We start from the raw sequence: 21,502 nt of genomic DNA on the forward strand, positions 1-21,502 counted from the left end.
GTGTCAATAAAAGGAGTTACCGTGTCATTATTCGTCAGTCAAAAATCACTACAAACATGGCTCGATGACTATGCCGTCAGCCATCAAAACCCCACCAACAAATCCATCCATTGGCTATGCGTACCGGTGATTTTCCTATGTATCGTAGCGCTATTGTATCATGTGCATATTGCATTATTGGCAGTGATTGCTGTGGGCGTGCTGTTCTTTTATTTGCGGTTATCGTTGGTGCTATTTGTGCAGATGTTAGCATTTATGGCGCTGTGCGTGATGATTGTCTATTATCTGCCGGTGTCGGTGTGGTTTTGGGTTGGGCTGTTTGTCGTCGCTTGGATTGGGCAATTTGTCGGGCATAAAATTGAAGGCGCTAAGCCGTCATTCTTTGAAGATTTGCAATTTTTGCTCATCGGCCCTGCATGGGTGGTGCATGATATGGGTCGGCGATTGGGTGGGTGATTTGATCAGCCAATCACACTTAAGCCAAACAAAAAAGTCGGGAGCCATTCCCGACTTTTTATCATCTTAATTTATCGTCCAAGTCATGGCTGTTTGAGATACGGCCAAGCGGCTTTGAGATAAATCATCATCGACCATAGGGTCAAAATCACCGCAATCACCATCAGCGCATAGCCAATCATCTCAAGCGATTCCCAGTTGAGCAGTAGCACAGTGATGGCGACCATCTGAAAAGTCGTCTTAAGCTTACCTACATATGACACCGCCACACTCGTGCGTGCGCCAAGCTCCGCCATCCACTCACGCAGTGCCGACACGGCAATCTCACGAGAGATGATGACAATCGCCGATGTCGCCATCACGATGTTTGGATGCCACTGCACCAGCACAATCAGCGCCGCTGCGACCATCAACTTGTCCGCCACAGGGTCAAGAAAACGACCAAATGCCGATGTGATATTCATCTTGCGTGCCAAATAACCATCAAGCCAATCAGTCAATGCCGCCAATACAAACACCAAAGTCAGCACAAAATAGCGTAATAAACTATCGCTAAACTCACTCATCCCAAGCCGTGCGATGGCATTATCCGAAATCGCAGGCACGCCGATACCGAGTGCCGGCGGCCAATAGGCAATCGCCACAAACAAAGGAATCATCACAATGCGTGCTATGGTTAGGTTGTTTGGCAGATTAAAAACCGATGCAGGCTTGGTCTGCGGTGTGTCTGTACTCATAATCACACTCAAGAAATTTGCTTTATGATACCTAATTTTGACAGGATTTGCCATAAGTTTTGTGGATTTTGGCGATGATGGTTAATGCTTTTGGGTGGCAAAAATGTTACCATAGCGATTTTGGCGACAGTACAAATGCCAAAAGCTTTACAGATTTGCCAAACTATCATCAATCATCATCAACCACCATCAAGGACACGCATTATGAGCCATACAGTCGATACCATCATCATCGGTGCAGGGGCATCGGGGCTGTTTTGCGCGTTCAATGTGGCAAGCTTTGGCAAATCGGTGCTCGTGCTCGACCACGCCAACAAAGCCGGCAAAAAAATCCTGATGTCAGGCGGTGGACGGTGTAACTTTATCAATCGCCAAGTTGAGCCACGACATTTTATCAGCCAAAATCCGCATTTTGTCAAATCCGCCCTGTCCAAATACGGCAGTGATGACTTTATCGCCCTAGTCAATCAGCACCATATCGCCTATCATGAGCGAGAGCATGGACAGCTATTTTGTGATGACAGTGCCAAAGATATTTTAGATATGCTACTAAAACAGTGCCAAGACTTTGGCGTCGGTATCCATCTGCATACTGTCATTGATAGCATTCGTGCCACCGATGATAACGGCTTTGTACTTAGCACCACCCACAAAAAAGACGGCACAACCACCACTTATCAATGTCAGCATCTGGTGATTGCCACAGGTGGTCTATCCATTCCGACACTTGGGTCAAGTGGCTTTGGCTATCAGGTGGCGATGCAGTTTGGGCATACCATAGTCCCCACCGAAGCTGCCTTAGTGCCGTTTACTTTTACCGATGCCACAGGCGATTTGATAAAATCACAAGCAGGACTAAGCCTAGATGTCATCGCATCCAATGATAAGATAAGCTTCACACTGCCACTGCTATTTACACATCGTGGACTATCTGGCCCTGCCATGCTCCAGCTATCCAACTACTGGCACTTAGGCGAGAGCATCACCATCAATCTAGCACCGCAGACGGACATCGCCGAGCTGTTATTATCCGCCAAAAAATCACATCCAAAACAGCTTGTACGCACCGCTTTGGCAGGTATCCTGCCCAAAAAACTACTCACCGCACTCGAAAATCATCTATGGCAAGCGCACAAAGACACCGAGCTTGCCAATCTCAAAGATGACACCCTGCGCCAAATCGCCACAACGCTGAACGCTTGGACGCTCAAACCCAGTGGCACTGAAGGCTACCGAGTCGCCGAAGTCACTCGTGGCGGTGTCGATACTCATGATGTCTCGGGCAAGACAATGGGATCTCGCCTGCAACCCAACCTATATTTCATCGGTGAAGTGCTCGATGTGACTGGCTGGCTTGGTGGGTATAATTTTGCTTGGGCATGGGCAAGTGGCTATGCCTGCGCCGAAAGTATCGGGATGAAATGGTGATATGGTGTTTGGGTTGCATTTTAAAATAATCACACCCAACCAATCACCCCATTACAAACCCACAAAAAAAAGCGAGCCGAAGCCCGCTTTTATTATGTCAATTTTTTAATCACAAAGCCAAGCTCGCTCATGGCTTGTTCTTTTTCCATCGGGGCAAGGGTGGCTTTGGTATGTGGCTTGTCCTTAAGATAGGTCATCGCCACACGCTTGAGATCATCGATACTGACCGCCAAAATCTTGGCACGCATCGCCTGTTGCCATGCTTGGTCTCGCTCATGCAGCTCGCTAAAGCAGGACTTGACCGCTTCACCGGCAGGCGAACCCGGCTTATCCATGCCTGCGATGATGCCCAAGATGGCTTCGGTCAGCTGCTCATCATCGTGCTCGGTAGTGAGTAGCCAATCGATACTCTTGGCAAAGTGCACAAAGGTCTCTTGGCAGTGCGGATCTCGATAGCTGTAGAAACGAAACGATGCCGAATTGCTGTCAAAGCTTGCACCACCGCCATAAGCACCGCCTTTTTCACGGATGGCGCTGTGCAGATAGCCATTGCGCAAAAATGGCGCAAGCACCATCAAAGCAGGCGTATCGGCATGACCTGATGTGGTGGCAGGATAGGCAGCGGCGTTGTGATGGACATTGGTTGAGATCAGCCATGCGATGTCTTCACGGCTATCATCATGCAGTAGATGGCTAAGCTCATCAAATAGCATCGGCGTGCTTGATGATAGGATTGTCTGACTGCTCGGCTGTGCCGATAGCTGGTCGGCGATGATTGGCAATAGTGACTCGCTCGCTGTCTCTTCGCATACCAGTAGCACCTGCTTTGGCAGGCTCATCATCGTCTGATGCAGTGCCGTCAGTCGCTCGGTTAGCAGTTGCCACTGCGAATCATCTTGGACTGCCTGCGCCAAAAATGCCTTGAGCGTAGCGAGTGCCGGCAGACCTGAATAGGCATACTCAATCGCTGCTTGACGGCTCATCTGACGCACTGCCGTCTGCATGGCATAGGCGTGCCCCGCGCCCGATAGACGAGATTGCCAGCCGCTTTGTTTTTGTTGCAGTAGTTCACGGATGCGGTCAGTTTCGCTAAAGATGGTATCATTTAGCACTTCGGACACGAGTGCAATGGCTTCGGTTTTGCGATTGAGTGCACGAGTGGCAAGCACAAAATAACTGCCCATTTGATCTTTATCATCAATACTGGTACGCTGACTGATACGAGCCGTCACCCCTGATGAATGCGATGCTTGCACCGCTTGGAAACTGCGTGCATCATGCTTACTCGTACCCACTTCGGATAATAGCGCCAGATACAGTGGCAATAGCGGATTATTGAGCACTTGATCAGCGACTTCACCGGTCAATGGTGTAATCAGCTGATAATAATACAGCCCATTCGTACCCGCATGATACAGATGTACAGGCACATCGCCCATATTTGTTGCAAGCATGGTATGCGTGGCGTGGGTAAATGCCACATCGCTTGGCACATCAGTCAGATCCACTTTTGGCAGTAGATTGACATCATCGGGGGTGGCTTGACGAGCCTGCAGATCTGCACTTTGCTGACGGATCGTGGCTCGGTCGTTATCAGTGAGCTGCGTATCTAGCTCTGCCAATTTCATCTCTTCATCACGAATCAGGCGAGCCGCCTTATCCGTATCAGGACTCATGGTCAGTAGTACTCGGTGCGGATTGTCAATCAAGTGCGTGCGTATCAATGACTGCACCCAGTTTGGCTCAAATGCCTTATCCTTAAGCCATGCCAAATGCTCATCAATCTGCCACACATCAATCGGATCACCGCCATGAATCGCCGTGCTAAAGCCTTCGAGCATCAAGGTCAAGCCATAAGGCATACTATCGCCACCGATATGACGCTGATCAATCTCAATCTGGTGCAAAATCGTCTCAATGACATCATCAGCAATCGGATTGCTCGCAATATCAGTTAATAAATCCAAAATCCCCTGCTGCACCGCATCGGCATACTCGGCATCCGAGCCACGCAGTCCTGCATAAAATACCATCTGATAATGGCTATCATCCAAGCCAAGTAGCGGACTTGGCGCTGTGCCATGCGGATGACTCTCAAGATATGCACGCAAAGGCGAACCGCTATGCTCTGCCAAGACCCCTTCGACCAAACGCAATGATAGGCGCACCTTTGGATCGGTGATGGTCGGCAATAGCCACGCCAGCACATGATGCGTCATCTGCTTGCCATCGCTGTCACTGCTATAAGTATCTGTCACCGTCACAGGGGCGGTGAGCGGCGTCTCAAGTGATGATGAGAATTTTTTGCCTTGAGCGGGACGAGTCGTATCATCAAAGCGACTTAGGGCATCATTATGAAGTTTTTCTTGAATCTCTGACACAGGAATATCGCCAAAGCTCATGATGATGGCATTGCTTGGGTGATAATGCGCTTGGTGAAATGCCACCAAATCAGCATGGCTTAGCTTTGGAATCTCGGCAGGATCACCGCCTGAATTATAATGATAAGTCGTCGTCGGAAACAGATGCGGTGTCAACGCATAATACAGCTGATCAATCTCACCGCTCATCGCCCCTTTCATTTCGTTGAATACAATGCCGTGATAATGTGGCTTGCCATCGTCATCAAGCTCAATGCGGATGCCTTCTTGGGCAAAGTCTAGCGGATGAATATTGGGGAAAAATACCGCATCGGTATAGACGGATAATAGGTTAAAAAAGTCCTTTTTATTCTGACTGGCAAAAGGATACACCGTCCAATCGCTGGCGGTCATCGCATTCATAAAGGTGTTGAGCGAGCGTTTAATCATACTAAAAAATGGGTCTCGCACAGGGTATTTTTCAGAGCCACACAGCACCACATGCTCAAGGATGTGCGCTTCGCCACGAGAAGTCATAGGCACAGTTGCAAAGCCAATCATCAGCGCATTTTCGCTATTTTGGCACGCCAAATGATAATGCACCGCCCCTGTCATGCGATGGCGAGTGGTTAAAACGGTAATGTCGAGCGCTTCGATACGGCGAGTGTCCAGCAGCTCAAAGCTTGGGTGTAGCTCGGTGGATGGTGTAAAAGTGGATGGCGTCATCGCCTGTGTTGAGATGGTCATATCAATCCTAAATATCTGCTTGCCAAGGTGGTATCTTTGGGCAGTTTTTGTTATGCTTACAAATCATGATAAAAGTGCGTTATTTTAACACAAAAGCCTGCATTTAGGGCGTATGATGATATCAAAGCAACAAAACTTATCAGCGTGCTTGGCTTATCATCAGCTTTATCATTCAAATACTGATATGATTTACACGATTTGCCCGTTAAACGCACGCCATATACGATTGACACCCAACCAATAATTGATTTATTATGAAAAAATTCTACCTAATCCGCCATGCCCAAAGCGAGTCCAACGCAGGACTGGTTATCCGTGAAAATCATTTGATTAATCTTACCGAACTTGGGCAAGCTCAAGCCCTGACACTGTGCGACTGGCTGTGTGAGTATTTGACAAAATCCCAAGAAACCATCAACGGTGTGTTTATCTCACCTTATATCCGCACGCATCAGACTGCTTTGTCATATCTGCATAAAACAGGCTTTGATGCCACCGTCATGCCAAGCTTACAAGAGTTTAATATGCTGACATTTGAGCGTATCAGCGGTCGTGAATTATCCGAGATTCGCACGATGGCGCAGGCGTTTTGGCAGATGCCAAATGACCATAAGGACAGCGAGCAGACGGACAGTTTTGATGACTTTGTGGCGCGAGTACGCACGGCACGGCAGACCTTTGGCGAGATGGCGGACGGCAGTTATGTGGTCTTTGGGCATGGGATGTGGATTGGGATGTTGATTTGGCAGCTGTTGCACCAAGACAGCAAGCAGGTGCTCGATAAAGCCACTTTTGCCACTTTTGAGCTGACCATCCGCCCTGATAATTATGATGTGTATCTACTTACCATCGATGGCACAACCGAATCCATCGCCAAACTGCGGGATAATCGTGGCGGTGTGTCGCTTGTGATGTGATGGCAATTGGGCAAGTTTTTTTAAAGAAATTCCCCCAAATCAGCTGAATTATCGCTTAATATTTGTTATACTAAGTATAGGAAAATTGGCAACCAAAACAGCAAAAGGAGCGTGTTTATGTACCAACATGTACTGCTAGTCACTGACCTAAAAGACGATACCGATTTGGTCGCACAAAAAGCCAAGTGGATTTTGGATGCAGAACCACAAGCCCAATTATCCGTCTTGCACATCGTCGAAGAGACCATGCTTGGCTTTGGCTATGAGCTGATTCCGGCATCGGCACTGCATGAGCAGATTGATGATGAGCGCTGCCAAAAAGCTCGGGTTCGCTTAGCTGAAGTCCTAAGCCGCAACCATCTACAAGCACACCATGTCAATATCAAGACCGCCATTTCGGGTCGCAAAGGCATCGTGGATTATTGCGATAAGCACGCTGTGGATTTGGTCGTCATCGGTCGCCACAAGCGTACTGGTCTGTCGGCATGGATTGCAGGTGCAACTGCTGACAGCATCCTGCCTGATGTCGATAGTGATTTATTGGTCGTGCAGTTGGCTGCCGAATAACCGTTAATTTTTATCTGATTGTATCTGATAATCAGTCAAGTAGGTCAAAGATATTGGCTTGCTTGACTGATTGTGTTTTTTTAGATTTTTTAAAGAGAAAGCTATGTATGATGTCGTCGGCATTGGTAATGCCCTAGTTGATACCGAATTTACCCTAAGCGAAGACGCCCTAGCTGCCACTGGTCTGACTCGTGGCAATATGACTTTGGCGGATGCTGATGCCCAAGCGGCGTTATTTGAAGTGCTTGCCAAACAAGGCATCACCCCTGCCAAACAGGCCGGTGGCGGTAGCGCTGCAAACAGCATGGTGGCATTTGCTTCACTGGGCGGTAGTGCTTATTATCATTGCCGTGTCGGTGGTGATGAGATGGGTGATTTTTATCTGGGTGACCTTGAATCATCAGGCGTGACAGTCGATGCAGACTTTGCGGTACATCGTGATGGCATCACAGGCTCGTGTGCGGTGCTCGTCACCCCTGATGGTGAGCGTACCATGCAGACACATCTGGGCACCAGTAGCGAGATTTGTGCGGATAATGTCAATTTTGAGACACTTGGCAGTGCCAAATGGCTGTATCTTGAAGGCTATCTTGCCATGTCGCCATCGGTCAGCGATGCACTGACTCAGCTACACACCACCGCACGCAAGCACGGTGTCAAAGTCGCTGTCAGCTTTGCCGACCCTGCTGTGGTCAAATTCGCCAAAGACGGTCTATTAGCCATGCTTAATCGTGGCGTGGATGCGGTGTTTTGTAACTTTGAAGAAGCGACACTATTTGCTGAAGCAGATGGTGAAGCTGACCCTGTCAATGCCCTACTCAAATACAGTGAGCTCGTGGTCATCACCAATTCAGACAAGCCTGCCATCATCGCTTGTCGTGGCGATACAGGCATCATCGAACATCACATCGATGCTGCCCCAGTCAGTCAAGTGATTGATACCAATGGTGCGGGTGATAACTATGCTGGGGCGTTCTTATACGGACTATCCCAAGGGCTTGAGTTGCCTGTTTGTGGTAAGCTTGCCGCTGAAGTCGCCGCTGCCATCGTCAGTCAGTTCGGCCCTCGCCTAAGTGTGGCGGACTATCAAGCAATTAAGGCTAAGACGCTATAACGCACGCTTATAATTAAAGCCAAAAAAAATCAACCGCTTTGAAAAATAGGCGGTTGATTTTTAATTAACCCAAGCAGGTATTTTCATTTTTTATGGCTTAAAGATGCAATCAATTTGGATACTTTTGATCTATTCCATACAACAAAATCATATTCGCTGGTAGAACAAGACACTTTTAATCCATTTGGAATAAAGAATAGCGTGTTAAAATTTTCCAAGTTTTGGATATCTAATATATCAATCCAAACATCTGCCTTTTGGAAATTAAATGCATGAGACTTAAATCTCAAACCATTTTCATAAACATACAAAAAACCACCAAGACTTTCACCATTTAAAAACATATTGGCTGCAAATTTTTTAATTAAGCTGCTCAAAACCCACTCTACCTTTCCAATTATTCAAATACAAATTCCAAGCCGGTTGCTAAAACAATCATAGCCACTGAAAGACCAAAAATTAATAGGAGGAAAAATTTTAGGTAAGCTCGATCTGCGAACGCCTCGCCTGCAGCCCCTATGCTTCCATAGGCAATTGCGAAACCGAAAAACCAAAACAACATAGAAAACAATTCTTCCATTACACTCCCCAAAAAATGTATATTACACTCAAAATTATAACATATTGTTTATTTATTTGCAATTTTTTTATTATAACAATTAATGATCATCGTTCAGAATTATACCNNNGGTATAATTCTGAACGATGGTTTAATTCATCACTTGTAATATGCATTATCCGAGACGCTGTGGTCGGTGCTATCCACCACTTGGGTCAGCTCAGGGATAGATTGCTTAAGCTGTACTTCCACGCCTTGACGCAAGGTGACATCCACCGCCGAGCAGCCTTGGCAGCCACCGCCAAATTTCAAGACCGCTGTCAGACCCGCTTCATCTTCGATGACTTCAAGTAGCTCAACTGAGCCGCCATGACTGGCAAGGTTTGGGTTGATTTCTGACTGTAGCACATAGTTGATGCGCTCTTCGATGCTGGCATTTTCGCCGACTTGTGGCACTTTTGAGTTGGGCGCACGGAAAGTGAGCTGACCGCCGAAACGGTCTTTATTATAATCAATCACCGCATCGTGCAGGTACGGAATGCTTGGCGCATCGATGTGTGCGGTGAATTTGTCATAAGCGATGTGTAAATCATCTTCGTCCACTTCATCAGGCTGACAATACGACATACAGCACTCAGCGCGTGGTGTGCCTGCGTGCTCCACAAAGATACGCACGCCAATGCCTTCAACTTCCTGCTTGGCAAGTAGCTCTGCCAGATAATCTTGGGCAGAGTCGGTGATTTTGATGTTGCTGCTTAATTCTGTCATAAAAATTCTCTTTGAATGATACAAATACTTGTCCTATATGGTAACATATTCTAGATTAATCAAGAAATTTTTTGTGATTTTTGGATAAAATATGAGTGATGCTTTTGAATTTGATTATTTGGTTTTTATTGGGCGTTTTCAGCCATTTCATCAGGGGCATCATCATGTCGTCCAACTTGCCCTAAACTACGCCAAACAAGTCATCATCCTAATCGGCTCAGCCAATTCGCCACGCACCCCAAAAAATCCCTTTACGGCAAGCGAACGTACGGCGATGATTTTGGGCAGTTTTGCGCCTGCTGACGCCGCACGCATCCACTGTATCGGTATTCATGACGCCACTTATAATGATAATAAATGGCTCATCGGCGTCCAAAAAGCCATCACCGATGCCACCGCCAGTACCATTAATCCAAAAATCGCCATCATCGGGCACGCCAAAGACGACAGCTCGTATTATCTTGCCCTATTCCCACAGTATGGCAGTTTTATGGTGGATAATTACAATGGCTTATCTGCCACACCACTGCGTCATGTGTATTTTGGCGATGATTTGCACGCCTATCGCACGGCAAGTGCGGTGCTGACCGATACCAGTCGTGCGTTTTTGGATGCGTTTCGCCAAACCGACCATTATGCCAATCTCAAGCGAGAATTTGACCACACCCAATCCTACCAAGACGCATGGCGTGATGCGCCTTATCCACCAAGCTTTATCACCGCTGATGCCGTCGTCGTGCAGTCGGGGCATATTCTGCTGATTGAGCGGGGTGGCGAGTACGGTCGTGGACTGTATGCGCTGCCGGGGGGATTTGTCGATAATACCGAAGATTTTTATCACGCCTGCGTACGAGAGCTAATCGAAGAAACTTGTATTGATATTGATAAAAATATCTTAAAAAATAGCCTAGTATCAAGCCAGCTGTTTGATGCACCCAAACGCTCTGCCCGTGCTCGCACGGTGACGATGGCGTATTATTTTGAATTGCCAAGCAATCCTAATTTGCCCAATATCAAAGCAAGTGATGATGCTCGCCGTGCCTTTTGGCTGCCCTTATCACAGCTGGATACCAGTCAGATGTTCGAAGATCATTATGGGGTGATTTGTCGTTTGCTTGGGATTTAGAATAGCTAAATAAAAAGGCTTGCATCATACAAGCCTTTTTACATTATCCAAGCCATTTAACCATCAAAATACCATCTCTACACGGCTAAATAATGCCACATGGTGATCACGATCGGTCAGCTTATTATTATAAAAACTCACATCACCTTGCAAAAATAACCAATCACGCCACACAGGCTGACGATAGCCCACATACGGCCCGTAGGTGTTGAGATTGGGATTTTTGTCAACGATATCACCGCCAGCGTACAGTCCATAGTTCAGCTCAGCTGTGCCATGCTTGACCTGCCAATGATGTTGTTGAAATAGACTATTGCCCCAGTTTAGGTTCTCTTCGCCCTTGTGGGTATAGAGCAGGTGCGAGCGGTTAATCACACGGCGGTGCGCTGATTGTGGTTGGCTAAATTCTAGCGTGGATAACAGCGTATGCTCACTGCGAGTGCCGTAGCGATACATCTGCTCAAAACGGCTGCTGATATCGTGTGGCAGCTGCCATTCCTTATTCCATTTGGCACGGACAAACACATCATCCGAACGCACGCCCAAATCCACATCAATGCCTGTATCACGGCGAAATTTCGACCAACGAATCGCCAATGATGAGTTATCTTCACGAGCTTGCTTGCGGTCATAGACCTTATCATCAGCATAAGGCACTGCCACACGCTCATCAGTGTTTTGACCGCCATCCGATGGCAAATCATCCAACGTTTCATCACCGACAATCACACTCAACCGATGCTCAAGCGTGGGCAGTTTAAGCTTACCACGCACACGGGGCTTGACGGTTACGCCATCATACTCATTCCAAGTGGTATCCATCATCAAACGCAAACTGGCACGGGCAGGCTCATCAGGATTGGTCTTGCCAAACCAGTCGTCCATCTTGTGCGCTGTATTATTGAGCCATGTTTTGGTGCTGGTGCGTGACTTATCAAGCCAAGTATTGCCCGTCCCTGCCACATCATTTGCCATCGCCTGCACACATACCATCGGCAATCCCAGCCCCAATAATAGTTGATAGACCTTGCTTGACATCATTATCACCTTTTTTAATCAAAAAATTTGCAAATCACTTGCCTAAATCATCAGAACCGACATCATTATGGATAACACCAACATCCCCAAACTCACTATCCACAAAGCGAATCGGCACGCCTGCCAAGCGTCTAGCGGTCGTTGCCACATGGCCTGCTAAGCTTGACGCATAAAATGCCAACGGCTCACCTGCCTGTGTGCTTGTCGTCACAATCCCAAAAAACTCAAGCAATGAGCGCACTCGCTCGGCAATTGCCGCCCCCGAGTCTAGTAGTGTCATCGACAGCTGCCGCTCATCAATCCACGCCTGCAAAAACGCCTTAAAAAACGGATAATGCGTACAGCCAAGCACAATCACATCAATGCCTGCTTGATGCCATTCATCGGTTTGCTTGATGAGCAAATCCGCCACATGATGGTCAATCGGCATCCCCGACTCCACCCAAGGCACGAGCATCGGCTCAAAGTGCTTATACACCGTCACCCCTTTTGGCGTGGCAATCTCATCGATGACCTGTGCTAGCAGTCGCCCTTGTAGGGTTGCTTGAGTGGCAAGTACCGCCACCTGTTTACTTTGGCTAATCTCGCACGCAGGCTTGAGCGCTGGCACAAGCCCAACAATCGGCACACTACATCGAGCCCGAAGTGCCGTTAAGCTGTGTGCCGATGCACTGTTGCAGGCAATCACAATCAGCTTACAACCTTGCTTACACAGCCAATCCACCGCCTGCAAGGTCAAAAATAGTATCTCATCGCCCGATTTGTTGCCATAAGGGACATTTTGGGTGTCGGCATAATACACATAGCGTTCATGTGGCATCAGCCGTGCCAGATGCCGAAATACCGACAGACCGCCCACGCCCGAATCAAAAATCCCAATCGGCGCATCAGCTGTATGTTGCTCAGAGTGTGGATGAATCATCGCCATTACTCACAAAAAACACACCAGTCACCCATTCATTCTCACGACTGGCAAATCTCATAGATTTTACCACCACTGGCAAGCTTTAGCACGGTTTTGTTATGATTATTTTCAATCCGCTCATCAAGCGTGCCAAGACCAATCAGATGAAACATCACATTATTCATCACCTTTGCCACCAAGCCAAAGCGTGTCTTGACATACAACCGCTCTTCATCGCCAAAGTGCGAAAAATACGGCACATGCGCATCATCTAGGCGTATCACATCGCCATTGGTCGTACCAAACTCTAGCCAATCTGCCCCATCATCACGCACCACATCCACCCGATTGATAAACAGTGGTGCATCATCGACACGGATGCGATATTTATCCGTTGGTGTCTTAAGATAATGCACCATACACCCATCGACGACTTCTACCCATAGGACGCTAGCGAATAAATCCACCAATGACTGACGAGTCATTTTCACGCCTTCGTGATACCACTCACCATTATCACGGATATGGATGTCAATGTCGGATTCGCCCGTTGGTTGCCATCGCTCAAGCGGTGGAATTTTGCGCTTAGGTGTCGCGCCATCACTTGCTTTAGTTAAAAATGGTAAAAGCTGTTCATTTAAGCTATTGTAATTTATCGAGTTTTTTGATGTCATCGGCATATCCTTTTTGTGATGCGTGGTTGGTATTAATAAGTCCAATATTCACGGATTAAAATCTATGATGCGCTGTTTTTGGGCAAATTGCAAGTGATTTGCCCCGTGATGCTTGGGTGGGTTTATTACAAACTATCGGTAAGGTTTATATCATTTTTTGATAAAATTTGGTAATATATTCACCATATTGCACAATATTAACTTGCCTAATGAGATAAGCTTGTTAAAATAGAACCATCATTTGCCAGTAAGCCATTAGGATGATGGCCTACCCGCCCATCTGTTGAAATTTTAATTTTTTTATAAGGAATTGATATGCAAATCGAACGCGAATCTATGGAATTTGATGTCGTCATCGTGGGTGGCGGGCCAGCTGGTCTGTCTGCTGCCATTCGCCTACGCCAACTTGCCATCGCAAACGGTATGGATGAATTTACCGTCTGTGTCATCGAAAAAGGCTCAGAATTTGGCGCACACACGCTCTCAGGCGCCGTCATCGAGCCACGAGCCTTGGACGAGCTTTTCCCTGATTGGAAAGAGCGTGGCGCACCGCTGAAGGTCGCCGCCAAAGAAGACCGTGTCTATATGCTATCAAGCGCAACCAAAGGCACACGCCTACCAAGCTCTATCGTCCCAACGAGTATGCACAACGAAGGCAACTATATCGTCTCGCTTGGCAATGTCGTGCGTTGGCTTGCCGAGCAGGCCGAAGCCCTTGAAGTGATGATGTTCCCAGGCTTTGCCGCTAGCGACATCCTATATCACGAAGATGGCTCAGTGCGTGGCGTGGTGACAGGTGATATGGGTGTCAATGCCAAAGGCGAGCCTAAGGGTAGCTTTGAGCCGGGCTATGAGCTGGTTGCCAAATACACCATCTTTGCCGAAGGCTGTCGTGGACATCTGGGCAAACGCCTAATCAGCCGTTTCCATCTTGATAAAGACAAAGACCCACAGCACTATGGCATCGGCCTAAAAGAGCTTTGGGAAATTGATGCCGATAAGCACGAAGAAGGCGTGATTTTGCACGGCTCGGGCTGGCCATTGACCGAAACGGGCTCAACAGGCGGTTGGTTCTTGTATTTTGCCGAAGACAATCAAGTCAGCTTTGGCTTGGTCGTGGATTTATCTTATCACAATCCGCACGTCTCGCCATTTGATGAGCTACAACGCCTAAAACTACACCCTGTCATCCGTCCTATCCTAGAAGGTGGTAAGCGTCTATCTTATGGCGCTCGTGCCTTGACCAAAGGCGGTCTCAATAGCCTACCAAAACTCACCTTTGCCGGTGGCGTGCTGGTCGGTGATGATGCAGGTTTTCTAAACCCTGCCAAAATCAAAGGCTCACACACAGCGATGAAATCAGGGATGCTCGCTGCCGAAAGCATCTTTAATGCCATCAAAGCCGGTCGCAGTGGCGATGAAGTCACTGAATACCAAACTGCCTTTGAGAACTCATGGTTGTTTGAAGATGCTTATCAAGCACGCAACTTCTCACCATCACTGCACCGCATGGGCACTTGGATGGGTGGTGCGTTCACCTTTGTCGAACAAAATCTACTTGGTGGCAAAATGCCACTCACCATCCACGACAACACGCCTGACTACAGTACGCTTGATAAGGCAGACCACGCCTATAAGCCTGATTATCCAAAACCAGATGGCAAGCTGACCTTTGATAAGCTGTCTAGTGTATTCATCTCAAACACCAACCACGCCGAAGATCAGCCATGCCATCTACGCCTGACTGACCCAAGTGTGCCAACGACGGTCAACCTACCGCTGTATGCTGAGCCTGCACAGCGTTACTGCCCTGCTGGTGTCTATGAAATCGTCCAAAAAGACGGCGAAGAGCCACAGTTTGTCATCAATAGCCAAAACTGCGTGCACTGCAAGACCTGTGATATCAAAGACCCATCACAGAACATCACTTGGGTGACACCTGAAGGTGGCGGTGGCCCGAACTATCCAAATATGTAACTCTGCCAAGCACACCCAAAAAGCACGCTGATGATCATCATTGGCGTGCTTTTTTAACAATTTATTCACAGATTTATTGATAGGATTTGTTATACTGAACTGGTTTTACTATTTTTACCAAGCGATATCTCATGAGCCAAAAATCCACGCCAAGCATCACTATCATCAGCGTCACAGGTCATCAAGGCTATGCTCAAGGCTCTGTCTATGCCATTGAGCGCAGTTATACCGAACTTCAAAAGAAACTACCCAAAGATAGCCTAAGCTGTATTCTGGTCTCACCTGATAAGCCTGAGCATCTGCCTGAGCATATCATGCACCTAGTATGCAAGCCTTTTAGCTATCTTGAATACAATCTGTTTATTTTATACGCATTGGATCAATTGGTGGAGACGGATTTTGCCCTAATTGTCCAAAACGATGGCTTTGTGGTGGATGGCGACAACTGGCGAGATGAGTTTTTTGAGTATGACTATATCGGTGCGCCTGTGTATGGACTGTATGAGATGCTTGATGATGGCAAAGTCAAAAACCATCAAGGCGATGCCTGCGATGAGTATCTGCATGATATGCCGTCAAATTTCATTGATGTGCAAAATGGCGGTTTTTCATTGCGTAGCAAAAAATTACTGGGTATGCCTAGAAAATTGGGCATCAAATGGCAGGTGAATATTCCTAAGTTTTTTAGCGCACAGCCTTTGTCGCTTGACTTTGAATCCGTATCGCACAATGAAGATATCTATCTTTGCTTGATGATTCGCAAGCAATTATTGGCTCAAGGCATTCGTTTTGCCCCGCTCAAGACAGCGTGTTATTTTGCGTGTGAATCAACCATAGTGCATCAGATTTTGGATATTCCCCGCAAACAAGTGCTAGGCTGTCATGCCTTTGGACATCTGGTACTGACCGACACCAAGACTCTGCGCATGGTCAAAAAAATGCGTATGAGTCAGAGCAATCCAGCGACCAATGCGCTGTGCAATTGGCTACTTGGCGCGGATTTGAGCATCAATGTGCCAAAAGCATTTTTGCAAAGTGATGACTGATTCATCATCAAGCCATCGCCAATATCAATGCTATTAATGTTATGCCCCAATCTTATCCCCAAACATAAACAACACAAGCCCTACCATCATCACAGTCAGCCCCAGGTATTTATGCCATGCCAGTGTCCGCACTGGCATCTGAATCAGCCCCAAGCCATCAATCACCATCCCTGCAATCAGCTGACCCAAGATAATCAAAAACGCCATATTGACAAGCCCAATCTTGGGTGCCAAAAATGCCGTGCTAAAGACAAACACCGCCCCAATCGCCCCGCCAATCCATCGCCACCACGGCTGAGCACCGATTGCACCGCCAATCGCCCCAAAATTACTCGAAAATAGCATCACCACCGCTAGACACAGCGTACCGATGGCAAATGAAAAGAACGCCGCCGCCAAAGGCTGACCACCCAAGCCAAACGCTAAGCGTGCATTAATCGCTGCCTGTGTCGCCACGCCCACACCGATGGCAAACGCCATCAGCCAATAAAAATACTGCATTTTTTATCTCATCTTTTTTATGAATTTTGGCTACTGTAGCATATTTGCCTTATAGTCAAAAGCAAATTTATAAATTTTTTTTCATAAATTTCTTGACAAAATAAGGGGGGGGGGATTGGTACAATACAACTATGACCAAACTTTAAGGAAATGCCCATGTCACATTACATATCATGTCCATTTTGCTATAATGATCAAATCCCTGATGGTGCAACCGTCTGTCGTGGCTGTGGTGCTACAATCAAATACGATGTTCCGCAACCAGATCCCTTTCAGCATATTCTAAATGTAATTGGGTTAGCTCTATTCATTGGATTTTTGGCATCATCACTTGTTGCTTTATTAGCTCTAGCGATGTGGCTTTTTTTCGATGAGGGCTGGCGCGCTTTCTTTGGTTTTATTGCAAGTGTCATAGCGGCTATTGTTCAGCTTTTTATCGTCAGGTTAATAGGTCGCAGAGAAAAAAGTTTAAAAACAAAAACTGTTTTTAGTCGTCGAGAGTGATATCAAACCCCATCCATATTCTTGAATAGAGTTTGATATTGCTCATTCCAATCGGTACACAGAATGAATGCAACACAAATCCAAAAAAAATCACGCCTATCACGGGCGTGATTTTAAATACAACCTGCATCAAAGCAGGTTTTTGCCTCAAAAGCACTAATTATTTCGTCTCTGACCAACGAGGACCGTACTTACCTTTTTTCAGATAGAAGCAAGTTTTTCCTTCATATTCAAATTTATCACCAACGTTATACAATCCTAGATTTTTTTGTGGAGTGATACAAAACTGATTGCTTTTTACATTAAAGCTTGTTTTTGGCCTCAACTTGTCTGAACCAGGTATAGTATAATCTCTAGGGCTGGCATCAGCACCTAAAACAGTCACTTCATTGGTTTTTTTATTCAAGGCAAACCAAGTAAACATTGTGGATTCATTCGGTAATTTATCTTCATATTGATAAAGAACATAGTTTTTATTGAAATTCGCCTTTTGTTTAGAAGCTTTTTCAAAAGCTTTACCAACAACTTCTAAATTACAAAAATTATCGTATTCATCATCAGGCACATAGACACCAGTGTCCACATAACCACCTTGTGCTGCAAAACAATGGCTAACTTTATACTTGCCAACCTTTTTATATGGTTGTTCCAAGAAATCATCTTCAACAGAAGGCATAGCTTCATCATTTGGGTCATAAACCGGATTGTAATTAGCTAAAGCCAATGAAGAAGATAAAGCCAAAACTGCTGTTAATCCAAAAGTTGTTAAGCGCATGATGTCATTCCTATAAATCTATATAACCTAAGTTCATTGTAGCAAAGCCTACCAGTTAAGGCAAACTTTGCACATAGATAATCACGCACTGCCAACTAATCGCATTGGCGAGCGGTTACAAGCAATATGAGTTGGCTAGCATTTGTTTTGCGGTATTGCTATCGCAATAAGCCCAATGTTATAACCACGCCACAATCCGTGAGTTGAGTTCATTTGCAAAGCTCAACCATACAATTCTACCCAGTAACCACCCATCACTTTAACATAACCCACCCACCAACACAAACCCAAAAAAAATCACGCCCATCATAGGCGTGATTTTGTCATATTCAGCAATCAATCAGCTGTTCATCATCAGATATTCAAAGGCTGATAGACCCGCTTTTGAGCCTTCGCCCATTGCGATGTTGATTTGCTTATATGGCACCGTGGTTACATCGCCACAAGCAAAGATGCCTGGCTTGTCGGTACGGCATTTGGCGTCGATTTCGATCTCACCTTGCGGGGTGGTTTTTACCAAGCCTTTGGCGACTTCAGAGTTTGGCACCAGACCGATTTGGACGAATACCGCTGATAGTGGTAGCGTTTGGTTCTCGCCTGTGGTGCGGTCTTGATAAATCAGTGCATTGACCTTGCTACCGTCAGTGGTGATTTCTTGGGTGGCAGCTGATTTGATGATGGTGATGTTGTCTTTTGCCATCGCCTTATCCACCAGTACTTGGTCAGCACGCAAGGTGTCACCAAACTCAAGTACAGTCACGTGCTTGACGATACCCGCCAAGTCTAGAGCCGCTTCGACACCTGAGTTACCACCACCGACGACAGCGACATCTTTACCCTTGAAGAATGGGCCGTCACAGTGTGGGCAGTACGCCACGCCATTACCGATGTTCTCATCTTCGCCTTTGACACCAAGCTTACGCCATTTGGCGCCTGTCGCTAGGATGATGGTGCGAGTTGTCCAGCTTGCACCTGTGTTTAGCGTAACTTGATAGCCGCCTTTGACTTCTTCGATGCTGCTGACACTCACGTGCTCTTTGACAGTGATGTTGTACTCTTTGATGTGTGTCGCTAGATTGGCAGCAAGCTGATTACCATTGGTTAGCGGAATTGAAATCAGGTTCTCGATATCTTGGGTATCTTTGACCTGACCACCGATACGGTCAGCCACCAGTGCCACACGCAAACCCTTACGAGCGGTATAAATCGCCGCCGCACTACCTGCAGGGCCACCGCCAATGACGGTCACATCTTGAGTCTCAAGCTGTGGCTCATCCGAGGCTGATAGCAAATCAGGGTATTGCTCTTGTAGTTTTTCGATAAGCTTGGCAGTATCCACTTTACCATTGGCAAATGGCTTACCGTTCAAGAATACCGCTGGTACGCCTTGAATGCCTTTTTCGGCGACCAATTCAGGGAATACACCGCCGTCGATCATTTCGTTTTCGATGCCGTCATTTAGGATGGCAAATTGGTTCAACGCCTGCACGACATCAGGGCAGTTGTGGCATGATAGCGATACAAAAGTTTGGAACTTTAGCGGTGCTTGGATACGCTTGACTAGGCTTTGGATGCCTTCGTCCAGTTTCAAGGTATGACCACCCGCTTGCAGGATCGCCAGAATCAATGAAGTAAATTCGTGACCGCCTGGGATACCGCTAAAAACGATACCTGTGTCTTTGTTTTCGGTGGTGATCTTAAAGCTCATTGGGCTAAGATCGGTATCTACTACGGTCGCATCAAAGCCAATCTTGTCGCTAGTGCCAGCGATTTTGGTCAAAAAATCCACCAATTCGGCACGCTTTTCGTGCTCACCTGCACCGATGACCATTTGGATTGGGCGAGTCATGTTTTCGCTATAAGTTTTGACAGCGTTTAATAGATTTTGGTCTAACATAATGGATACCTGTATGTCTGTTGAAATATGCATGAGCATTTGCTCTTGATTGTTATTATAACCTAACGACGCCCAAAGCTGTATTTAAGAATTTCAAACATTGTCATCATCTGTATCAAACATCAGCATAATTGCGAATGTACTTGATAATATGCCCCATTCTTGATAAGATAAGTTCAAGCCCAATGGCAATTGATTTTTTAACCAAAGGAGAATACCATGCTTCCAGAATATCGCGAGCTAATGACCGAACTAAAAACTGAAGGTGATGCTCACTTCCTAAAACTATTCAATGAGCACAACGAACTAGACACCGAAATCGACAACCTAGAAAAAGATCCAGTGGCATCAGTTAGCCGCGCTGGTGAAATCGACGAGATGAAGCACAAGAAACTACATCTAAAAGACGAGCTAAAAGCTTATCTAGAAAAAGTTGCCGCTGAGCGTGCCTAATTAGAGTTTGCTTTTGCAATCAAATCAGCCACTTGTTGGCTGATTTTTTTTATGAATCATCCGCTGTAACATTTACTAAATCAATAAAAAAACTCCAAACCATAAGGCTTGGAGCTTAATATCTATATTATCTTAATCGATAAATTAGATTTTACCAACCAGGTCTAGGCTTGGCTTCAAGGTTTCTTGACCTGCTTCCCAAGCTGCTGGGCAGACTTCGCCGTCGTTTTCACGAACGTATTGAGCTGCTTTTACTTTACGAACCATGTCTTTTGCGCTACGGCCGATGCCTAGGTCGTGGATTTCAGCAACTTTGATTAGACCGTCTGGATCTACTAGGAAAGTACCACGTAGAGCTGCGTGTTGACCTTCGATCATGATGTTGAAGCCACGAGTGATGTCGCCAGTACCGTCACCTAGCATTGGGTATTGTACTTTTGAGATCGCTGGAGAAGAATCGTGCCATGCTTTGTGTACGAAATGCGTGTCAGTAGATACTGCATACACTTCTACGCCAAGACCTTTTAGCTCGTCGTAGTGAGCAGCCATGTCTTCTAGCTCAGTTGGGCAAACGAAAGTGAAATCGTGTGGGTAGAATAGGAAGATTGCCCACTTGCCTTTTACGTCAGCAGTAGAGATGGTTTTGAATTCGCCGTTAACATAGGCTTGAGTTGAGAACTCAGGGATGTGTTGGTTGATGATTGCTGTCATAATACACCTATAAGGTTGATTGATTTAAAAGCTACCAAAACAAATCCATGCGATATCGTGATTGGATATCTTTTGCTTTGGCGTCTTAGTTATAATACAACAAAAAAACATAATTTCAACAGTTAAAACTTTCAAATCTATTGTTTTATTTTATCAAACTTAGGTAAAATAGATAGTAATATTATTAAAGCTCAACCACCGTGTATCACAGGATGCAAATGAGCACTCATTATATCAAGGAAA

General features: G+C 46.3%; 22 protein-coding genes. 10 read left to right on the forward strand and 12 right to left on the reverse strand.

Translation table 11 applies throughout. From position 1 onward, the window contains the following. Window positions 1–21: 21 nt before the first annotated feature. Window positions 22–456 (forward strand): Mpo1 family 2-hydroxy fatty acid dioxygenase, encoded by a 435-nt coding sequence (locus tag B0680_RS05100; RefSeq protein WP_078254015.1) that lies wholly within the window; start codon window positions 22–24, stop codon window positions 454–456. Window positions 457–539: 83 nt separating this feature from the next. Here B0680_RS05100 and pgsA read toward each other — a convergent pair whose 3' ends face one another. Then, complete coding sequence (gene pgsA, locus B0680_RS05105; protein WP_078254155.1) at window positions 540–1,193, reverse strand: CDP-diacylglycerol--glycerol-3-phosphate 3-phosphatidyltransferase; 654 nt, start codon at window positions 1,191–1,193, stop codon at window positions 540–542. A 204-nt stretch (window positions 1,194–1,397) separates the two neighbouring features. On the opposite strand from pgsA, the gene B0680_RS05110 reads away from it, so the two are divergent. Next, window positions 1,398–2,621, forward strand: coding sequence for a BaiN/RdsA family NAD(P)/FAD-dependent oxidoreductase (locus tag B0680_RS05110; RefSeq protein WP_078254156.1), 1,224 nt, complete (start codon window positions 1,398–1,400; stop codon window positions 2,619–2,621). A gap of 92 nt (window positions 2,622–2,713) precedes the next feature. Here B0680_RS05110 and B0680_RS05115 read toward each other — a convergent pair whose 3' ends face one another. Next, the gene (locus tag B0680_RS05115; protein ID WP_078254157.1) at window positions 2,714–5,707 is read right to left on the reverse strand and encodes an insulinase family protein; all 2,994 of its coding nucleotides are present in this window, start codon (window positions 5,705–5,707) and stop codon (window positions 2,714–2,716) included. Window positions 5,708–5,982: 275 nt separating this feature from the next. Between B0680_RS05115 and B0680_RS05120 the strand changes: the two genes are divergently transcribed. The 3 genes from B0680_RS05120 (at window position 5,983) to B0680_RS05130 (ending at window position 8,326) form a co-directional block, all read left to right on the forward strand. After that, the gene (locus B0680_RS05120; RefSeq protein ID WP_078254017.1) at window positions 5,983–6,645 is read left to right on the forward strand and encodes a histidine phosphatase family protein; all 663 of its coding nucleotides are present in this window, start codon (window positions 5,983–5,985) and stop codon (window positions 6,643–6,645) included. A gap of 117 nt (window positions 6,646–6,762) precedes the next feature. Further along, window positions 6,763–7,212: a universal stress protein gene (locus B0680_RS05125; RefSeq protein WP_078254018.1), complete on the forward strand. Its 450-nt coding sequence runs from the start codon at window positions 6,763–6,765 to the stop codon at window positions 7,210–7,212. Between the two features lie 103 nt (window positions 7,213–7,315). After that, complete coding sequence (locus tag B0680_RS05130; protein WP_078254020.1) at window positions 7,316–8,326, forward strand: adenosine kinase; 1,011 nt, start codon at window positions 7,316–7,318, stop codon at window positions 8,324–8,326. 83 nt (window positions 8,327–8,409) lie between these two features. Here the strand turns inward: B0680_RS05130 and B0680_RS05135 are convergent, their stop codons facing one another. The 3 genes from B0680_RS05135 to nfuA form a co-directional block, all read right to left on the reverse strand. Beyond that, on the reverse strand, window positions 8,410–8,703 hold the full coding sequence (locus B0680_RS05135; RefSeq protein ID WP_078254021.1) for a hypothetical protein: 294 nt from the start codon (window positions 8,701–8,703) through the stop codon (window positions 8,410–8,412). A 20-nt stretch (window positions 8,704–8,723) separates the two neighbouring features. Further along, window positions 8,724–8,906, reverse strand: a complete 183-nt coding sequence (locus B0680_RS05140) for a hypothetical protein (protein WP_078254023.1) — start codon at window positions 8,904–8,906, stop codon at window positions 8,724–8,726. A 138-nt stretch (window positions 8,907–9,044) separates the two neighbouring features. Continuing rightward, window positions 9,045–9,653, reverse strand: coding sequence for a Fe-S biogenesis protein NfuA (nfuA, locus tag B0680_RS05145; protein ID WP_078254024.1), 609 nt, complete (start codon window positions 9,651–9,653; stop codon window positions 9,045–9,047). Window positions 9,654–9,744: 91 nt separating this feature from the next. Here nfuA and B0680_RS05150 point away from each other — a divergent pair, with 91 nt between their 5' ends. Continuing rightward, window positions 9,745–10,779, forward strand: coding sequence for a bifunctional nicotinamide-nucleotide adenylyltransferase/Nudix hydroxylase (locus B0680_RS05150; RefSeq protein ID WP_078254026.1), 1,035 nt, complete (start codon window positions 9,745–9,747; stop codon window positions 10,777–10,779). 63 nt (window positions 10,780–10,842) lie between these two features. Here B0680_RS05150 and B0680_RS05155 read toward each other — a convergent pair whose 3' ends face one another. Genes B0680_RS05155 through B0680_RS05165 form a run of 3 tightly spaced genes read right to left on the reverse strand, consistent with a single transcriptional unit; the run spans window position 10,843 to window position 13,395 of the window. Next, complete coding sequence (locus B0680_RS05155) at window positions 10,843–11,817, reverse strand: hypothetical protein (RefSeq protein WP_143821358.1); 975 nt, start codon at window positions 11,815–11,817, stop codon at window positions 10,843–10,845. Between the two features lie 34 nt (window positions 11,818–11,851). After that, window positions 11,852–12,739 (reverse strand): glutamate racemase, encoded by an 888-nt coding sequence (gene murI / locus B0680_RS05160; protein ID WP_078254158.1) that lies wholly within the window; start codon window positions 12,737–12,739, stop codon window positions 11,852–11,854. Window positions 12,740–12,780: 41 nt separating this feature from the next. Beyond that, window positions 12,781–13,395 carry a DUF1285 domain-containing protein gene (locus tag B0680_RS05165; protein ID WP_078254028.1) on the reverse strand — a complete coding sequence of 205 codons (615 nt, stop codon included), beginning with the start codon at window positions 13,393–13,395 and terminating at the stop codon, window positions 12,781–12,783. Window positions 13,396–13,710: 315 nt separating this feature from the next. Here B0680_RS05165 and B0680_RS05170 point away from each other — a divergent pair, with 315 nt between their 5' ends. Continuing rightward, the gene (locus tag B0680_RS05170) at window positions 13,711–15,372 is read left to right on the forward strand and encodes an electron transfer flavoprotein-ubiquinone oxidoreductase (RefSeq protein ID WP_078254029.1); all 1,662 of its coding nucleotides are present in this window, start codon (window positions 13,711–13,713) and stop codon (window positions 15,370–15,372) included. Window positions 15,373–15,503: 131 nt separating this feature from the next. Continuing rightward, window positions 15,504–16,418, forward strand: coding sequence for a DUF5672 family protein (locus B0680_RS05175; protein WP_078254031.1), 915 nt, complete (start codon window positions 15,504–15,506; stop codon window positions 16,416–16,418). Window positions 16,419–16,457: 39 nt separating this feature from the next. On the opposite strand, the gene B0680_RS05180 is transcribed toward B0680_RS05175, so the two are convergent. Continuing rightward, window positions 16,458–16,919 carry a DMT family transporter gene (locus B0680_RS05180; protein WP_078254032.1) on the reverse strand — a complete coding sequence of 154 codons (462 nt, stop codon included), beginning with the start codon at window positions 16,917–16,919 and terminating at the stop codon, window positions 16,458–16,460. Window positions 16,920–17,075: 156 nt separating this feature from the next. Between B0680_RS05180 and B0680_RS05185 the strand changes: the two genes are divergently transcribed. Beyond that, window positions 17,076–17,423 carry a hypothetical protein gene (locus B0680_RS05185; RefSeq protein ID WP_078254034.1) on the forward strand — a complete coding sequence of 116 codons (348 nt, stop codon included), beginning with the start codon at window positions 17,076–17,078 and terminating at the stop codon, window positions 17,421–17,423. Between the two features lie 160 nt (window positions 17,424–17,583). Here B0680_RS05185 and B0680_RS05190 read toward each other — a convergent pair whose 3' ends face one another. Beyond that, the gene (locus B0680_RS05190; protein ID WP_078254035.1) at window positions 17,584–18,198 is read right to left on the reverse strand and encodes a hypothetical protein; all 615 of its coding nucleotides are present in this window, start codon (window positions 18,196–18,198) and stop codon (window positions 17,584–17,586) included. Window positions 18,199–18,538: 340 nt separating this feature from the next. Next, the gene (ahpF, locus tag B0680_RS05195) at window positions 18,539–20,095 is read right to left on the reverse strand and encodes an alkyl hydroperoxide reductase subunit F (RefSeq protein WP_078254036.1); all 1,557 of its coding nucleotides are present in this window, start codon (window positions 20,093–20,095) and stop codon (window positions 18,539–18,541) included. A 219-nt stretch (window positions 20,096–20,314) separates the two neighbouring features. Between ahpF and B0680_RS05200 the strand changes: the two genes are divergently transcribed. Continuing rightward, entirely contained in the window at window positions 20,315–20,548 is a 234-nt protein-coding gene (locus tag B0680_RS05200) for a YdcH family protein (RefSeq protein ID WP_078254037.1), read from the forward strand. Window positions 20,549–20,692: 144 nt separating this feature from the next. On the opposite strand, the gene ahpC is transcribed toward B0680_RS05200, so the two are convergent. Further along, window positions 20,693–21,259, reverse strand: a complete 567-nt coding sequence (ahpC, locus tag B0680_RS05205) for an alkyl hydroperoxide reductase subunit C (RefSeq protein ID WP_078254038.1) — start codon at window positions 21,257–21,259, stop codon at window positions 20,693–20,695. Window positions 21,260–21,502: the final 243 nt, after the last annotated feature.

It is taken from the genome of Moraxella pluranimalium, assembly GCF_002014825.1.
Taxonomy (GTDB): Bacteria; Pseudomonadota; Gammaproteobacteria; order Pseudomonadales; family Moraxellaceae; genus Moraxella; species Moraxella pluranimalium.

What these genes read in the sequence shown, in the direction of transcription:
- B0680_RS05175 (WP_078254031.1), top strand. Translation starts at nt 15,504, where the DNA reads ATGAGCCAAAAATCCACGCCAAGCATCACTATCATCAGCGTCACAGGT.
- B0680_RS05165 (WP_078254028.1), bottom strand. Translation starts at nt 13,395, where the DNA reads ATGACATCAAAAAACTCGATAAATTACAATAGCTTAAATGAACAGCTT.
- B0680_RS05155 (WP_143821358.1), bottom strand. Translation starts at nt 11,817, where the DNA reads ATGTCAAGCAAGGTCTATCAACTATTATTGGGGCTGGGATTGCCGATG.
- B0680_RS05120 (WP_078254017.1), top strand. Translation starts at nt 5,983, where the DNA reads ATGAAAAAATTCTACCTAATCCGCCATGCCCAAAGCGAGTCCAACGCA.
- ahpF (WP_078254036.1), bottom strand. Translation starts at nt 20,095, where the DNA reads ATGTTAGACCAAAATCTATTAAACGCTGTCAAAACTTATAGCGAAAAC.
- B0680_RS05185 (WP_078254034.1), top strand. Translation starts at nt 17,076, where the DNA reads ATGTCACATTACATATCATGTCCATTTTGCTATAATGATCAAATCCCT.
- B0680_RS05190 (WP_078254035.1), bottom strand. Translation starts at nt 18,198, where the DNA reads ATGCGCTTAACAACTTTTGGATTAACAGCAGTTTTGGCTTTATCTTCT.
- murI (WP_078254158.1), bottom strand. Translation starts at nt 12,739, where the DNA reads ATGATTCATCCACACTCTGAGCAACATACAGCTGATGCGCCGATTGGG.
- B0680_RS05110 (WP_078254156.1), top strand. Translation starts at nt 1,398, where the DNA reads ATGAGCCATACAGTCGATACCATCATCATCGGTGCAGGGGCATCGGGG.
- B0680_RS05200 (WP_078254037.1), top strand. Translation starts at nt 20,315, where the DNA reads ATGCTTCCAGAATATCGCGAGCTAATGACCGAACTAAAAACTGAAGGT.
- B0680_RS05125 (WP_078254018.1), top strand. Translation starts at nt 6,763, where the DNA reads ATGTACCAACATGTACTGCTAGTCACTGACCTAAAAGACGATACCGAT.
- ahpC (WP_078254038.1), bottom strand. Translation starts at nt 21,259, where the DNA reads ATGACAGCAATCATCAACCAACACATCCCTGAGTTCTCAACTCAAGCC.
- B0680_RS05150 (WP_078254026.1), top strand. Translation starts at nt 9,745, where the DNA reads ATGAGTGATGCTTTTGAATTTGATTATTTGGTTTTTATTGGGCGTTTT.
- B0680_RS05140 (WP_078254023.1), bottom strand. Translation starts at nt 8,906, where the DNA reads ATGGAAGAATTGTTTTCTATGTTGTTTTGGTTTTTCGGTTTCGCAATT.
- nfuA (WP_078254024.1), bottom strand. Translation starts at nt 9,653, where the DNA reads ATGACAGAATTAAGCAGCAACATCAAAATCACCGACTCTGCCCAAGAT.
- B0680_RS05170 (WP_078254029.1), top strand. Translation starts at nt 13,711, where the DNA reads ATGCAAATCGAACGCGAATCTATGGAATTTGATGTCGTCATCGTGGGT.
- pgsA (WP_078254155.1), bottom strand. Translation starts at nt 1,193, where the DNA reads ATGAGTACAGACACACCGCAGACCAAGCCTGCATCGGTTTTTAATCTG.
- B0680_RS05130 (WP_078254020.1), top strand. Translation starts at nt 7,316, where the DNA reads ATGTATGATGTCGTCGGCATTGGTAATGCCCTAGTTGATACCGAATTT.
- B0680_RS05115 (WP_078254157.1), bottom strand. Translation starts at nt 5,707, where the DNA reads ATGACGCCATCCACTTTTACACCATCCACCGAGCTACACCCAAGCTTT.
- B0680_RS05180 (WP_078254032.1), bottom strand. Translation starts at nt 16,919, where the DNA reads ATGCAGTATTTTTATTGGCTGATGGCGTTTGCCATCGGTGTGGGCGTG.